Genomic DNA, 15,993 nt, shown 5'->3' with positions numbered 1-15,993 from the left:
GCCCCCTTGCCGGGTCAAGCTTGCTCACGCCGACATGAACTTATGCCAGGGCGGCGTCCAGCGCGGGGGCGGAAATCTCCATGATTTCAGTCGTTTCGGTCCAGAGCAGGGCGGCCCGCACGGGCAGCTGGGGATAAAGCCTGGCGAGCACCGCGCGGTACAGCGCGAGCTGCCGGACATAGCCCCTGGGCGCCTCGGCTGCCGTCTTGGGCGGAGCGTGGTTGGTCTTGAAATCGACGATCAGGACGTCGGTCGGCGTCACCACCAGGCGGTCAATCTGGCCCGAAACCAGCGCCTTCGGCTGGCCCGGCCGCTCCAGCCGCCCGACGATCGAGACTTCCGCGCGGCTGCCGGGCGCGAACACGGCGGCAAAGCGCGGATCGGCGATCAGGCCGAGCACCTGATCGGCGAGCGCGACCTGCTCCTGTTCGCTCCAGCCGTCGGCATTGCGCGCGAGGTAGCCGAGCGCGGCGGCGCGCCGCCGCTCGAGGGCGACGTCGGGCAGCGATTGCAGCAGGCGATGCACCAGCGTGCCGCGTTGCAGGGCGCGGGCGCGCAGCAGCACCGATTCGCCGGTTCGGATCGGATGGCTGTCATCATCAGCCGGATCGGACGGACGCAGCATGCTCGCCGCCGATGCTTCCGGTGCGGCCGCAGCACGCAGCCAGGACGGCAATGCGATCGGCACCGCGGCCGCCGACGCAGTCGCACCGGTGAGATCGGCGACGTCATCCGGCCGCGAATAGCGCATCACCTTGCCGCCTGGCGTCTCCAGCTCCTCGAGCTTGAGCCCGGAATTGGCGAGCCCCTTGGTGATCAGATCGTACCAGGACGATTTCCGCACCGTGTTCATGTTGCCGGGCATGCAGCCGCCGACGATCAACCGGTCGGCGGCGCGGGTCATCGCGACATAGAGCAGGCGGCGATACTCGTCCTCGGTGTCGCCGAGCATCGCCTTGCGCGCCTCGGCGACGCCGGGCGGATCCTCGGCCTTCTTGCCGGCCCACACCACGACGCCGGGCGCGTTCGGCGCGGCATTGCCCTGCGGCAGATGGATCAGCCGCAGCCGCTGCGTGTCCGACGGCGAGGTCGTGGTGTCGACCAGGAACACCACCGATGCTTCGAGGCCCTTGGCGCCGTGTACGGTCATGACGCGGACCTCGTCGCGCGAAATCTCCATGTCGCGCTTCACCTCGGTGTCGGCGGCGCGCAGCCAGGCGACGAAGCCCTGCAGCGAGGCCGGCGCCTTGCGCTCATACCTCAGCGCAAGCTCGAGGAACTCGTCGAGCGCGTCGTTGGCCTCATGGCCGAGCCGGCGCAGGATGCGCGCCCGCCCGCCGTCGCCGCCGAGCAGCCAGGCGTAGAACGCGAACGGCGTCTCCTCGGTGAAGCGGCGCTCGCATTGTTCGAGACGGCGGCGCGCGGCCGAAAATCGCTCATCGGTCGGCGCCTGCGCGGCCAGTGCCTCGCGCAGCGAGCCGCGACGCTGATACGCCAGCTTGAACAAATCGTCGTCGTCGAGGCCGAACAGCGGGCTCTTCAGCGCCACCGCGAGCGCGAGATCGTCCTGCGGCAGCAGCAGCGCGTCGGCGAGGTTCATCAGGTCGATGATCGCGATGTGCTCGGTCAGTTTCAGCCGGTCGGCGCCGGCGACCGGGATGCCGGCGTGCTTCAGCGCCTGGATCACCGCATCGAAGGCGTTGCCGCGCCGCCGCACCAGGATCAGCATGTCGCCGTAGCTGAGTGGCCGCCGCCCGCCAGTGCTGCCGGTCATGGTGCCGCTGGTAACGAGGCGCTTGATCTCGGCCTGGATGCGCCTTGCCAGCTTCACCTCGGGGCTCGTCACCGACACGCCGTCGAACGGCGCGCGCCAGCCCTCGATGTCCTGGCGATCGTCGGCAACCGCGAGATCCCAGAGCTCGATCAGGCTGGGGCCGGCATCGGCCATCGCGTTGTGGATCGGGTAGCCGTTCTCGACCGCATGAATGCTGCGAAAGATGTCCTGCTCGCGGAACACATGGTCGACCGAGTGCAAGATCACCGGCCCCGAGCGGAACGAATAGGTGAACGACACGGGGTCGAATTTCAGCCCGGCTTCCTCGAACCGCCGCTTCAGCTCGCGCCGGCGCAGGTCGAATTCGCGCGGCGCCGCGCCCTGGAACGAGAAGATCGACTGCTTCTCGTCGCCGACCGCGAACACGGTGCGCACCAGGCCGTCGCGCGCGCCGGCGCCGGAGGTGAATTCCGAGATGATGTGCGCGACGATGTCCCATTGCCGCGGGCTCGTATCCTGCGCCTCGTCGATCAGCACGTGATCGACGCCGCGGTCGAGCTTGTAATGCACCCAGCCCGAGGAGACGCGGTCGAGCATCGCCAGCGTCTTGTCGATCAGATCGTCATAGTCGAGCAGGCCGCGTTCCAGCTTCTCGCGCCGGTAATGCGCGGCCGCCGCGGTCGCGATGTGGATCAGCGCCTCGGTGCGGTCGCGCGCGACCACGGCGCGGCGGCGCTCGATCAACGGACCGAGCCGATCGATCTCCGCCTCGAACCGATGGCCTGCGACCGCATTCTTCTTGATGAAACTGTTGGTGACGACAGACGCGCGCGGGGCGCGTTCATCGGTCAGGAAGACGCCGAGATATTCGTCGGTCTGGGCTGCACCGGTGAAGGTCAGCGCGCTCCGCAGCCGTTCGGCCTGCTTCTGATCCGCCTTGCTGCTGGTATCGAGGAGCGTCGCCATCTCCTTCCAGCTCGCGCGCGGCAGGTTCGGGCCGTCGACGATCTCGCGCTCGACCTCCTCGATGCGATCATCGGCGGAGACGCCGAGCGCGGCCGACATCTGCGCGGCGGCGGCCGCGGCGTTGCCGGCGGCATCGGTCCAGGCCATGAAGTGGTCGCGGCTGAGGCAGGCTTCGCGGACCACCTCCTTGAAGGTGACGTCGGCGGCATTTGCCATCGCCGTCCGCAGCGCGCGGCCGATGGGACTGTCGGGAATCCGCGACGCCTCGAGGAACACCGCGAGATTGGCGCGCTCCATCATCTCGTTCTGGTCGCGGTCGTCGAGCACGGCAAAGCGCGCCGGCACGTTGGCCTCGAACGGAAACTGCTGCAGCAGGCGGGTGCACAGCGCGTGGATGGTCTGCACCTTCAAGCCGCCGGGCGTCTCCAGCGCACAGGCAAACAGCTTGCGCGCCTCGCGCCGCAGCGTGGCGGAAGGATGGGCAATGCCGGCTTCGCGGATCGCGGTATCGAGCCCGGCGTCGTCGAGCGTCACCCAATGGCCGAGCGTTGTGAAGACACGCTCGGCCATGTTCGCGGCAGCCGCCTTGGTGAAGGTGATGCAGAGGATCTTTTCCGGCGGCACGCCCGACAGCAGCAGACGGATGACGCGCTGGACCAGCACATGGGTCTTGCCCGAGCCGGCATTGGCCGACACGAAGGTCGACGCTTTCGGATCGGACGCACGCGCCTGCGCGTCGCGCACGGCGGGCGGGATGGGCCTGATAGCCTTCACCATTCCTCGATTCCCAGGCCGCCGGCGGCGGACCATTCCTTGATACGCGCGAGGTCGTCATAGGCGCCGTAGCGGTTCGCCCACATCGAGAGGTTCAGCGAGGTGTAGGCCTGCTGCTCGTCGTCGAAGGCGCGGATCAGGGCCTCCAGCTTGCGCCGCGCGCTGTCGGCGGCCTCATCGGGCGGTTGCGGCGTGTCGCTGGTCTTGATCTTCAGCTCCAGCGAGCGCTGCTCGCCCGGCGGGTTGTTGCCGCTCAGCCTGACATAGACGAGGTCGCCGATCGAGGAGTCGGCCGGGATGTCGGCGAAGCCGCCCTCGCGCAGGATCGCGGCTTCCAGGGTGAGCTGCGGCGACAGGCCCATACGCACCTGCTTGCCGGTCGGCGGCTGGCCGGTCTTGTAGTCGAGGATCGCAAAGCTGCCGTCATCGCGACGCTCGATGCGATCGGCGCGCGCCGAGAGCGTGAAGGTCCTGGCATCGTCGAGCGGGATGCCGATCTCGCCGCGGATCTCGGCCTTGATGGCCTCGATCTGGCCGCGCCGGGCCTGCTCCCATTCGGCAAACCATCCTGCGATGCGCTGGAAGCGCGGCCACCACAGCGCCCGCGCCTCGGGCCGCTCCATCAGCGGCGCAAAATATTTGGCCCCGATCTCGCGCAGCGTGCGCAGGGTGTCGGCAGGCAGCGCGTCGGCATAGACCTGCGTGAACTCGCCGAGCGCCTCGTGAATCGCCGAGCCGCGATCGGCCGCCGACAGCGGCATGTCGACGGGGTCGAGCGGATCGAGCCGCAGGATGTAGCGCGCATAGATCGTGTAGGGATCGCGCAGCCAGTCCTCGATCGCGGTGACAGACATCTTCAGCGGACGTGCCTCGCGCGGCGGCCGCGGCTCCGGCTGCGGGATCGGCTCGACCTTGTCGGGCCGGTCGAGCTCGGCGGCATATTGCACGTAAGTTTCGCCGGCCGATGTCGCGGCCTTCCAGCGCGCCTCGCCGGCGACCGCTTCGAGCCGATGCAGGAAGCGCGAGGCGACCGCCGGCGCACCGCCGACTTTTGCGGCGTGGGTGAGGATCACCTCGTCATGGCCGAGCAGCTGCGCAAAGTCGTGCGCGGAAAGCCCGATACGCCGCTCGGGAAGATCGAGCCCGAGCTCGTGCCGCATCGGCCGGCTCAGCCACGGATCGATCCGCGGCGCCGGCGGCCAGACGCCCTCGACCAGGCCGCCGAGGATGACGCGATCGGATTCGGTGAGACGTGCTTCGAGCTGGCCGAAGATGTTGAGCTGCGCGCGCGCCGATTCCGGTCGCCGCACCATGCGGTCGGCGAACGCGGTCTGGAACACCTCGGGATAATCGGCGAGCGGCGTCATCAGCCGACTCGGCTGCTGTTTGGCGAGCAGCTCGTCGATTGCGGACGCCAGCGACGCACCGGCGCGCTCCTCGAACACGACCGCAACGCCGTTCTGGTCTCCGGACAGCGCGATCAGCGCCTCGCGGTGGCGCGCGGCGAGCTCGGCGAAATCATAGGGTCTTGACGACGCCATGCCTTCGAGCGGCGCCAGCGCTGCCTGCAATCTGGCGATCAGGTCCTGCGCCTGGTTGAGATCGTTGTCGCGCAGCCGGGCGCGCGGCTCCATGGCATGCAGCGACGAGGTCTCGCCGCCATGCAGCTTGACCAGCTCGGCGCGGAAGCGCGCGAAGTCGCGGGCGAGGCCGCCGGTCCCGGCTTGCGGCCGCGTGCCGCGGAGCAGCGCGATCTCCAGCACCTCGATCGCGCGCCGCAGCGCGCCATGCGAACGGCCGAGCCGGAACAGCGGATGCTTGAGCAGCGCGAGCAGCGTCGGCGGCTCCAGCTCGTTGGCCGCCGCCTCCGCGGTCAGGCGCGCGAACACGCCAGCCGGCGTCTCGATCAGCGCATCGCCGCCGGAATCGTCGAACTCGAGCTTCCAGCGTGTCAGCGACGCCATCACGCGGCGCGCCAGCGCGCGGTCCGGCGTCACCAGCGCGGCCGATTTGCCGAGATGCCGCGCCTCGCGCATCGCAACCGCGATCGCCAGCGCCTCCATTTCCGGATTGGGCGCCTCGACCACGGTGAGATTGGTCATCCCGGCGGAAATCCGCGCCACGATCTCCGGCCGTTCCAGCCGGTCGTGCCACTGCGCGGTCGCGGTCGAGGGACGCATCGTCTCCGACACCAGCACCTCGCGGCCGAGCGGCGCCGGCTCGGCAAGGCTCTCGACGTCGCGGCGCTTGATGCCGAAGCGGTCGAGCAAGGCGTGCATCGCGAATTGCGGATGGTTCGACGAGGGCGGCGTTACGAACCTGCCGTCGTCGCCGCGCTCGCCGCCGATCGTGTCCCAGGAGTCCTCGTCGAGATCGGTGTCGAGCCCGGGCAGCACCACGGCACCGTTCGGCAGCTTCGCCACCGCGTGCAGGAATTTCGCCGTCGCCGGCATCGAGCCGGTCGAACCGGCGGCGATCACCGGGCCCGCGTGGTGTGCGGTCAGCCGCGCCGCCTCCGCCTCGATCAGGAGATCGCGGCGCGCGGAGGGTTCGATCCGGCCGATCTCCTTGAGGTAACTGGGCCAGGCGTCGCGCGCGATGCGCAGGAAGTCGAGCGAGTGCTGCCAGTATTTGTCGAGCTGGTCCGGCACCAGGCGGTCGAGCGCGCGCCAGTCGACGCGGCGCGTCACCATGTCGTCCATCAGCCGCGCCAGATCGCCGGCGAGTTGCAGCGTCGAGGCCGGCCCGCCGACCACCAGCGGCGCCGACACCGGCGTCTTCGCCCAGGCCGCGACCAGATGCGCCAGCGTCAGCCGGCGCTCGAGCTCGCCGAGCCTTGGCGGAATCTCCAGCGGCGCGGCGCCGCCGACGTCCTCGCTTTGGTCGGCGAAGGCGAGTTCGTCCTCATCGATGTCGCCAAGCGCGACGATGCGCGGCAGCACCGCGGCGTCCGACTCGAGCACATCGAGGAAGATTTCCCGCGCCAGCCGCCCGGCACGGCGGGTCGGCAGATACAGCGTGGCGTTGGCGAGCCTTGCCGGATCGCTCTGCGCCTCGAATCCCGCGACCAGCCGGCCATCGACCAGCGCCGAGATGACGGTCCGCAGGAACGGCGCAGAAACGGGAACACTGAAGACGCGCATGGGCTGCCTGATTCGAATCCGGCGCCAATATAGGGAGCGGCGACCGTCGTTAGCCACCCCTGTCGGAGAACAGTCACCGCTCAATATCGCAATCGGCCGGCGCAGCGATCGGCGGCATCCAGGAACCAGCGCAGCGCCGGATCCCGGGCGGCGCGGCTCGTATGGATCAGGTCGATCGCGAAGGCGGGGATGTCGATCGGCGGCGCGACGACGGCAATGTCGGCCAGATGCGTGAAGCGCCGGGCGATGCGCTCGGACATCGTGGCGATCAGATCGGTGCCGGCCACGGCGAACGGAACGGCCACCACATGCGCAAGCGTCACCGCCACCCGTCGCTTCAGTCCATGGCGCGCCAGCAGCGCGTCGATCACGCTCGGCAGGCCGTCGCCGCCGGCCGCCGAGAACAGCGCGTGCGGCAAGGTCGCGTAATCTTCCAGACTGAGGCGCTCCGATCGGTTCGTGCGTGCATCGCGGGCGCAGACGAAGCGTTCCTCGAACAGCCGGTGCCGGACACAGCGCGGCGAGTCCGGCAGGTGCCCGCCGATCAGCGCATCGAGCTCGCCGCGCTCCAGCTTCGCCAGCGCCACCGTCGCATCGGTGAGCGGGCGCACGGCAAGGTCAATGCCGGGCGCTTCGACGCGCAGCAGCCGGGTCAGTTCCGGCACCACAACGAGATCGCTATAGTCGGTCGCGGCGATGGTGATGCGCCGTCGCGCGATCGCCGGATCGAAGCCCTGATCGGGCGCCAGCGCGCTCCGGATCTGCCGCAGCGCTTCCCCGATCGGCCCGGCCAGCGCCAGCGCCTTTTCGGTCGGCTGCATGCCCGCGCCGGCACGCAGGAACAGTTCGTCCGCAAACAGCGCACGCAGCCTTCGCAACGCGCTGCTCATGGACGGCTGGGCGAGCCCGATGCGCTCGGCCGCCCGGGTGACGTGGCGCTCCTCCATCAGCGCTTCGAAGGCGACCAGCAGGTTGAGATCGACGGCGGATAAATTCATCATAGCAATAATGCTTATAAGAATAATCGATTTCAACAATCATTTGCCCCGGCCTATGCTCGTTGGTCGGACATGACGACGGGACCCAGGAATTTGGCGAGATTTGCGAGGCTGGTGCCAAGCGGGCCGACACTGCTGATCATCGGCGTGCTGGCAGGATTGGCTTTCCCCGCCTTGGCGGACGGCGCCCGCCCGCTGATGGCGGCGGCGATCTTCGTTCTGGTGCTAGGCACCTTCCTCCAGGTCGACGGCACGGCGTTCCGGCGCGCGTTGCGGCGGCCGCTGGTCTGGCTGCTGTTGCCGGCGCTGGCCATGCTGGCGAGCCCGCTTGCAGTCGGCCTTGCCGCGCGCGGCGCCGGCTTTCGACCCGAGCTGATCGTCGCATTGGTGCTGTCGGTGTGTGCGCCACCGTCGAGCGGCACGGCGGCCGTCGCGCGCATGCTCGGCTTCGATGCGACCATTCCGCTTGCCGTGACGCTGCTGTCGATGGCGCTGGCGCCGGTTACCGTGCCGCTGATCGCCGCGGGATTTGCCGGTCTCGCGCTCGATCCGCTGGCGCTTGCGACGCGGCTGGTCCTCCTGGTTGGCGGCGCCGGCGCGTTGGCGTTGCTGTTGCGCCGTCAGGCCGCTGCACGATTGGTGCAGCATGCGCGCATCATCGACGCGCTCGTGCTGGCCTCGCTGCTGCTGTTCGCGATCGCCACCATGGCCGGGGTGCGTGCTCAGATCGAAGCGCAACCGGCCGCCGCGTTCACCTGCGTCGGCCTTGCCTTCGCCTGCAATCTTGCCCTGCAATTGTGTGGCGCGCTGCTCACGCCGGGCAATCTGGCTGCACGGCTGACAAGTGGCCTCGTTCTCGGCAACCGCAATGTCGGACTGGTCTGGTCGGCGATGGGCGCCGCGGTGTCGCCGATGACGGCGTTGTTCTTCGCCGCCACGCAGTTTCCGATCTATATGACGCCGCGGCTGATCGAAATGCTTGTTCGCCGCGAGTGCAAGGAGAATGCCTCACCATGAGCGCGACGATCCTGACCGAAGACCTCGCCGTCCGTTTCGCGCGCATCGCGCTCGGCCATGTCACGCGCGAATATCCGAACAAGCCCGATCACGTGCTGGCGGGGCCGCAGGATGCGCGCACGCCGCGCGAGCTGCATCCGGTGTTCTTCGGCAGCTACGACTGGCATTCCTGCGTCCACAGCTATTGGATGCTTGCCCGGCTGTTGCGCCGCTATCCCTCATCCGAGGCGGCGGACGATATCCGCGCGCTGTTCGACGCGCAGTTCGTTGCGGAGAAGACCGTGGCCGAATGCAGCTATCTCGCCGCCCCGACCGCGCGCGGCTTCAAGCGGCCTTACGGCTGGGGCTGGCTGTTGAAGCTCGCCGCAGAGCTCTCGCTCGTCGAGAACACCAACTGGCGCGATCGGATCGCTCCGCTCGCCGAGATCTTCGCGCAGCGCTACCGCGATTTCCTGCCGCTCGCCACCTATCCGGTGCGGGTCGGCACCCATTTCAACACCGCGTTCGGACTGCGCATGGCAGCCGACTACGCCGCGGTGACACAGGACGATGCGTTCGGCGCGCTGTTGCGCGACACAGCGCTGCGCTGGTACGGCGCCGATCAGGACTGCCCCGCCTGGGGTGAGCCGAGCGGTGATGACTTCCAGTCGTCCGCGCTGATCGAAGCGGAGTGCATGCGCCGGCTGCTGGCACCGGGTGACTTCCTGCCCTGGTTCGACCGCTTCCTGCCGCGGCTCGAGCTGCGCGAACCCGCAACCCTGTTCCGGCCCGCCACGGTCACCGATCGCTCGGATGGCAAGCTGGCACATCTCGACGGGCTCAATCTCAGCCGCGCATGGTGCTGGCGGGCGCTGGCCGGTGCGTTGCCGGCGGCCGATGCGCGCCGTCCGATCCTGCAGGATGCCGCGCGCCGGCATCGCGACGCCGGCCTGCCGCATATCGCCAGCGACTATATGGGTGAACACTGGCTTGCGAGCTTCGCGGTGCTCGCGATCGACGCCGATGGCTGACGAAGGCGCCGCCTACGCGACGCTTTCCAGGTAAGCTTCTTCCGCAGCCTGGATCGCGTCCGGAGTCCCGACATGCATCCAGACGCCGTCGAGGCGCAGGCCGAACAGCCGCTCCTGCTCGTTGGCGCGGTCGAATATCTTGGTCAGCGAGAACTCGCCGGCCGGCGCGTCGGCGAACAGCGCAGGCGACATGATCGCGGCGCCGGCATAGACGAACGGCACCACCTGGTGCTCGCGCCGCTTGCGCAACGCGCCATCCGGCAACATCGAATAGTCGCCGCGCCCGCCATAGCCGATGCTCGTAGCGGTCGGCGCCATCAGCAGCAGGATATCCATCCGCGCGGGATCGAAGGTTTCCGCGAGCCGCGCCAGATTGGAGCGCACGCCGTCGATCCACATCGTGTCCGCGTTCAGATGATAGAACGGCGCATCGCCGAGCAGCGGCAACGCCTTCACCACCGCGCCGCCGGTGCCGAGCACCTGGTCGCGCTCGTCGGAGATGATCACGCGCGGACGGCTGCGGGGCTTGACGTGCTCGATGATCTGGTCGGGCAAATAGTGCACGTTCACGACCGCTTCGCTGACGCCGGCGCCGGCGAGCTTGTCGAGCACATGGTCGAGCAGCGGCTGGCCGGCGACGCTGACCAGCGGCTTCGGCATCGTGTTGGTCAGGGGGCGCATGCGCACGCCGAGGCCCGCAGCGAGCACCATGGCTTTATGGGGAGTGACGGGCATCTTCCGGATATTCTCGGTCATCATCTCTCATGCGCCGATCATATCACGGCGATTCGGCAAGCACATCAATCAGACGCCATAGTCACGAGACATGACGGCCGTAAGACGGCAATGACGACCCTGGCCTAGACGTCGGCAGCTTGCGTGCCGCGCCTGGCGGTTTTCTTCTTCTTGTCGCCTTGTTTGAGAAAGTTGACGCCGATCTGGTCGCCATTGACCCATGCCAGCTCGCAGCGGCGATAGGCCAATCCTGTGGACGACAGCAGCAGAAAAAACTCCTTCAGGTTCAGGCCCTCGACCGAGCCGTCGACGGAGAGCTTGGCGCCCGTCTCCGACACGTCTTCCATGGTGCAGTCGCGCCGCCAGGTGCCGTCGATGCCCATCATGTGCGCTGCTATGCCGCGCTCAAACGTGACACGATCGCCCTTGCGTCGTTCCGTCCCCATCGTGTGGTCCCGCTCCAGATCCGGCCGCGCCATGGATCAGGTGCGGGCTCCGCAACCTTAGGGGAGGCGAGGCTAATAACCCGTAAACTACGGTACTGGAGGAGGGACGTTGGCTGTGTACCAGATGCGGAAGCTGGTCAGCGCCGGATGCGCCAGCGACCGCTCGAGATAGGTCCAGATCCGCGGCTGGTGCTTGAGATATTGCGGCTTGCCGTCGCGGCGGTTGAGTCGCGCAAAGGTGCCGAGCAGGCGGGTGTTGCGCTGCGCCGACATGATCGCATAGAGCTCGGCGAAGCCGGCCGGATCGAAGCTTTCATCGGTCGCGCGCCGCGCCTTGATGTAGCGGGTCAAGAGCGACAGCTCGAGCTGCTCGGGCACATCGATCCGCGCATCCTGCAGCAGCGACACCACGTCATAGGCCGCGGGGCCGAGCAGCGCGTCCTGGAAATCGATGACGCCGACGCGCAGGATGCCGGTGCGTTCGGCAAGCCAGATGATGTTCGGCGAATGGAAGTCGCGGATCACCCAGGTCTGCGGTGCGGCTGCGGGCTTCTCCAGCAGGCCGCGCCACATCCCGAGAAATTCGGCGCGAAGCTCCTCGCTCGGCTGCGCGCCGCGGTCTGGCAGGTACCATTCCAGCATCAGCCCGATCTCGATCAGCCAGGCGTCGATGTCGAACACCGGGATGTCGTAGCTCTCGTCCGACGTCAGCGGCAATTGCTCCGGCAGCACCTCGCGGTGCAGCGCCGCCAGCATGTCGACGGCGGCCTCGTAACGCTCGGCGATCGGCTGCGGTGGGTCGCCCTCGATGACGCCCTCGGCGCCGAAATCCTCGGTGACGAGGAAGCCGGATCCGAGATCGATGTGACGGATCGCGGGCGCCGAGAAACCATGCTTGCGCAGGCCGTTTCCGATCGCGACGAACGGCCTGACGTCTTCGGCGAGATGCACCGCTGCGCTGTAGGACTGGCCGCTGTAGATCGCCGGGCCGTCGGGACGGCGCGGCGAGTTCATCAGGATGACGGTGCCGTCGTCGTTGCGCAGCCGCGCATAGGAGCGCGTCGAGGCATCGCCCGGCATGCGTTCGCGCCGGGCATTGAGAAAGCCCGCGCGGTCGAGGAACTGGCGCAGCTCGTTGAGCCGCGCGACCTTCGCCGCGCCCTTGCCATGGCCGGTGATCTCGGCCGCGCGTGCCGCCGATCCGAGCGCCGGGCGATGGCTGAACGCGATATCGATGCGGTCGGCGGGCATCGCGTCGGGCGCGCGCTCCGGCCACTCGATCAGCGCCACGACGTCGTCGGGCAGCGGCGACAGCCCAATCTCCTCGAGCTCGCCGGCGTCGTTGATGCGGTAGAGGTCGGCATGGACCAGCGGAAACGACGGCAGCTCGTAGCTCTGCGCCAGCGTGAAGGTCGGGCTCGGCACCTCCAGCGCGTCGTCGTCGGCGAGGTAGCGGATCAACGCGCGCGCGGCCGTGGTCTTGCCGGCGCCGAGGTCGCCGGACAGCGTGATGACGTCGCCGGCGCCGATCAGGAGCGCGAGGTCGGCCATCAGCTCTGCTGTCGCGGTCTCGTTCGCGAGTGCCACCGAGAATGTCGAGGTCGCCGTCATTCAGCAGCGTTGCGATGTGCGGTCTGGTCGATCGGGAAGTCGCAGGTCACGGTCGTGCCGCGGCCTACGGTCGAATCGACGCGCACCCGTCCGCCATGGAGTTCGACGAAGGAGCGGACCAGCGACAGGCCAAGGCCCGCGCCGCGGTGCCGCGAGCCGTGCGAATGGCTCTCGAACCAGTTGAACACCTTGTCGCGCATCTCCGCCGGAATGCCGGGACCGGCGTCGGTCACCGCAAACACCACGCTGTGCTCGGTGCGGTGCGCGCTGATCGTGACGGTGGCGTCGTGCGGCGAGAAGCCGACCGCGTTGGCGAGCAGATTATAGAGCACCTGCACCACGCGCCGCTCGTCGCCGACGAAGGCGCCGATGTCGGGCTCGATATCGACCTTGAGGGTGATGCGGTCGGTCGCGAGGCGGTCCTGGATGCCTTCGGCGGCGGCCTCGATCGCCTGGCCGATATTGACCGGACCGAGCTCGAGCTTCATCGCGCCGGCGTCAATGGTGGCGAGATCGAGAATGTTGTTGGTCAGCGCCAGCAGCGCGTTGGTCGATTTGGTGACGTAGTCGAGATATTCGGCCTGCTTCGGCGTCAGCGGTCCGGTCGAGGGATCGCTGAGGAAATGCGCGAAGCCGATGATGGTGGTGAGCGGCGCGCGCAGCTCGTAGGAGACGTGGTGGACGAAATCCACCTTCATCTGGTCGGCGGCTTCCAGCGCCTCGTTGCGCTCGCGCAGCGCCCGCTCGACATTTTCGGTGTCGGTGATGTCCTGGAAGGCGAGCAGCGTCTTGCCGTCGGGCAGCGGGATGGTCATGCAATTCAGCACGCTGCCGTCCTTGCGCTCGAGCTTGAGCGCGACCTGGGCGCGGTTCTCGATCGCGGTGATCTGCTCGCGCAGCGTGCGCCAGGTCAGGGCGTCGTCGAACAGCGGCCGGCACAGCGCTTCCACCGCCTCGATATGCGGCTCGCCCTGCAGCGCGTCGGCCGGCAGCTTCCACATCTTGGCGAAGGGCGGGTTGAACAGTTCCGCGCGGCCGTTGCTGCCGAACACCGCGACCGCCTCGCCGAGATTGTCCAGGGTCTCGCGCTGCACCCGCGTCAGGCGGTCGTAGCGGCGGGCGAGGTCGAGGCTCTCGGTGACGTTGTCGAACAGATAGGTGACGCCGCCCTCGAGGTTCGGCGTGGTGACGACGCTGATGGCGCGGCCGTCGGGCAGGAACCAGGTATAGGTCTCGGATTCGACCGCGCGATAGGCCTCGTGCAGCTTGGCCTTCCAGGCGCGGAAATCCGGCTGCTCGGGCAGCTTGCGGTTGGCGCGCAGCCGGTCCAGCACGCTGGAATCGTCGGGGTTGCCGTCGAGGAAGGCCTGGTCGAGGCCCCACAGCCGCCGATAGGACTCGTTGTAGAAGGTGAGCCGCCGGTCGGCATCGAACACCGCGACGCCCGAGGACAATTGGTCGAGGGTGCGCCGGTGCGCTTCGACCATCCGAGCGATCGCCGCGCGCAGCGCCGCAGCTTCGCTGGCGTCGATCGCGATGCCGGCGCTGCCGCCGGAGAGCTTGAGCGCCTGCACGTCGTAGATCCGCCGCTCGCCGCTGACCACGATCGGCAGCCGCGCGGCATAATTGGCGTTGTCGTTCAGCGCGCGGGTCAATTCGCCGCGCTGGTCGCTTTCGAGCAGTTCGAGATTGCGCTGCAGCGCATCCGACACGCTCTTGCCTTCGGTGGCGCGGACATAGGCCGCGTTGGCATAGCGCAGATTGCCCTCGAGGCTCTTGGCCCAGATCGGCCACGGCGCGGCGGCGGCGAAATCGCGCAGCAGCTCGGTTTCCTCCTGCAGCGTCTTGTAGCGCAGGTTGGATTCGGCGAGCTCGCGGCGCAGGCCGCCGAGCTCGCGGATCCGCACGATGGCCTGGCCGCCGATCGCGCGGCCCATCGCCTCGATGGCGCGGCCGGCCGAGGTCGAGAGGTTGAGCAGGAACGCCTCGCCCTTCTCGCGCAGCGCGTCGACGGCGTGATCCATCTGCAGCGCCGGCTCGGGCGGCAGCCAGGTTCCGAAGGCGAGGACGCGCTGCGGCGAGCCTTCCTGCGACATCACCAGCGAGATGTCGCCCGAGATCTGCGGCCGGTTGTCGCCGGCGGCCCAGGAGATCAGGACCTGCGGCTCGACGAACAGCAGCGCGCGCAGCCGGTCCGATTGCGCCTGCAGGTCCGTGATCTCGGACTGCAGCTGCTCCTCGTTCCGCGTCGCGCGCACCCGGGTGCGCATCAAGAGGATCGCGGCGACGGCCGAGAAGCCGACCAGCGCAAGCGACGTCGCGAGGACCGCGACCTCCTGGTGATTGAAGCCGAAATGATCCGACATCGCCTGGGCGACCGGGTTCTCGGCGGCCAACGCGGTGCGGGCCGGCAGCAATGCGGTGATGGCGAGCCCAATCATGCCGTCGCGCGCCAGTGAGGTGCATGACAGCAGGGTTCGACGCATTGCCGCGACTACGCCCGACATATGTTGCCCCAGAACGCACAAACCCCGGGCATGATCCGGAAAAGAGGAGACCGGTGTTCCCTCACGGCAAACGTACGACGTTTGTCCGCCGATCATGCCCAAGCAGGACCAGTCAGCCCGACGAAGACCCCCCGTCGCGCTCGAATCAAAACAGAATAGTCCCAACGGGACTCGGCGAGTAAGAGTCCAGACCGTGAACGCAGAATCCCCTGTGAAAAAATGCCGCCGGGAGGCGTGGATTTTACGCGAATTGACTCCGTATTGGTGCGGAGAGCGCGCACGAAGCGTGATCTTCCCGAGCTCGTCCGCACACTTCTCCGATGCGAAGGCGCTTGGCTCCCTCTCCCCGTTCTTACGGGGAGAGGGTTGGGGTGAGGGGCCGTCTCCGCATATCCGGTGATAGCTGCGTTCGCGGAGACTCCCCCTCACCCGGAACGCATCTGACGATGCGTTCCGACCTCTCCCCGCACGCGGGGCGAGGTGAAGTGGCGCCGCCGCTCGAGTGAAGTCGTCGCGCACTAGCGTCCGGTCGAGCCGAAGCCGCCGCTGCCGCGCCCGGTCGCCGGCAGCACGTCGACCGGAACCAGCTCGGCCCTGGTGACCGGCGCGATCACCATCTGCGCGATGCGCTCGCCGCGCCGGATCGAGAACACCTCGTGGCCGTGATTGATCAGCAGCACGTTGATCTCGCCGCGATAGTCGGCGTCGATCGTGCCGGGCGAGTTCAGCACCGTGACGCCGTATTTGGCGGCAAGGCCGGAGCGCGGCCGCACCTGCGCCTCGTAGCCCGGCGGCAGCGCGATCGTCAGTCCGGTCGGAACCATCTCGTAGCGGCCCGGGAGCAGCAGCAGCGGCGCCGACTGCGGCACCGCCGCGAGCAGGTCGAGCCCGGCCGCGTCGGCGGTCTGATAGATCGGCAGCAGGAGATCGGCGCCGTGCGGCAGTTGGTGGACTTCGACCTTGATGGTGGCGCTCACGATGCGGTTCCTACGGCTCTAGAGCATGATCCGAT

Annotated in this window: 10 protein-coding genes; 2 read left to right on the top strand and 8 right to left on the bottom strand. The window is 68.2% G+C overall.

All coding sequences use genetic code 11. The features are described from left to right. Positions 1–40: 40 nt before the first annotated feature. From addA to ACVW1B_RS34620, 3 genes are all read right to left on the bottom strand, one after another. Positions 41–3,517 (bottom strand): double-strand break repair helicase AddA, encoded by a 3,477-nt coding sequence (gene addA, locus ACVW1B_RS34630; protein WP_456822769.1) that lies wholly within the window; start codon positions 3,515–3,517, stop codon positions 41–43. Continuing rightward, positions 3,511–6,657 carry a double-strand break repair protein AddB gene (gene addB, locus ACVW1B_RS34625; protein WP_456822768.1) on the bottom strand — a complete coding sequence of 1,049 codons (3,147 nt, stop codon included), beginning with the start codon at positions 6,655–6,657 and terminating at the stop codon, positions 3,511–3,513. The genes addA and addB overlap by 7 nt, the downstream gene beginning before the upstream one ends. An 80-nt stretch (positions 6,658–6,737) precedes the next feature. Further along, positions 6,738–7,658 carry a LysR family transcriptional regulator gene (locus ACVW1B_RS34620; RefSeq protein WP_456822767.1) on the bottom strand — a complete coding sequence of 307 codons (921 nt, stop codon included), beginning with the start codon at positions 7,656–7,658 and terminating at the stop codon, positions 6,738–6,740. 90 nt (positions 7,659–7,748) lie between these two features. On the opposite strand from ACVW1B_RS34620, the gene ACVW1B_RS34615 reads away from it, so the two are divergent. Next, complete coding sequence (locus ACVW1B_RS34615; RefSeq protein WP_253605817.1) at positions 7,749–8,672, top strand: hypothetical protein; 924 nt, start codon at positions 7,749–7,751, stop codon at positions 8,670–8,672. After that, positions 8,669–9,682 (top strand): DUF2891 domain-containing protein, encoded by a 1,014-nt coding sequence (locus ACVW1B_RS34610; protein ID WP_456822766.1) that lies wholly within the window; start codon positions 8,669–8,671, stop codon positions 9,680–9,682. Before ACVW1B_RS34615 ends, ACVW1B_RS34610 begins: the two co-directional genes overlap by 4 nt. A gap of 12 nt (positions 9,683–9,694) precedes the next feature. Here ACVW1B_RS34610 and ACVW1B_RS34605 read toward each other — a convergent pair whose 3' ends face one another. The 5 genes from ACVW1B_RS34605 to dut form a co-directional block, all read right to left on the bottom strand. Then, positions 9,695–10,417: a nucleotidyltransferase family protein gene (locus tag ACVW1B_RS34605; protein WP_092081309.1), complete on the bottom strand. Its 723-nt coding sequence runs from the start codon at positions 10,415–10,417 to the stop codon at positions 9,695–9,697. Positions 10,418–10,542: 125 nt separating this feature from the next. After that, positions 10,543–10,863: a PilZ domain-containing protein gene (locus ACVW1B_RS34600; RefSeq protein WP_028337556.1), complete on the bottom strand. Its 321-nt coding sequence runs from the start codon at positions 10,861–10,863 to the stop codon at positions 10,543–10,545. An 87-nt stretch (positions 10,864–10,950) separates the two neighbouring features. Further along, positions 10,951–12,474: a tRNA (adenosine(37)-N6)-threonylcarbamoyltransferase complex ATPase subunit type 1 TsaE gene (gene tsaE, locus ACVW1B_RS34595; protein ID WP_253605821.1), complete on the bottom strand. Its 1,524-nt coding sequence runs from the start codon at positions 12,472–12,474 to the stop codon at positions 10,951–10,953. Then, on the bottom strand, positions 12,471–14,981 hold the full coding sequence (locus tag ACVW1B_RS34590; protein ID WP_456822765.1) for an ATP-binding protein: 2,511 nt from the start codon (positions 14,979–14,981) through the stop codon (positions 12,471–12,473). The genes tsaE and ACVW1B_RS34590 overlap by 4 nt, the downstream gene beginning before the upstream one ends. A gap of 518 nt (positions 14,982–15,499) precedes the next feature. Next, complete coding sequence (gene dut, locus ACVW1B_RS34585; protein WP_076833820.1) at positions 15,500–15,958, bottom strand: dUTP diphosphatase; 459 nt, start codon at positions 15,956–15,958, stop codon at positions 15,500–15,502. Between the last annotated feature and the right edge of the window lie 35 nt (positions 15,959–15,993).

Source organism: Bradyrhizobium sp. USDA 4502, assembly GCF_054063355.1.
The sequence above is the reverse complement of the archived record's forward strand: the minus strand, read 5'-3'. Positions and strand labels throughout refer to the sequence as shown.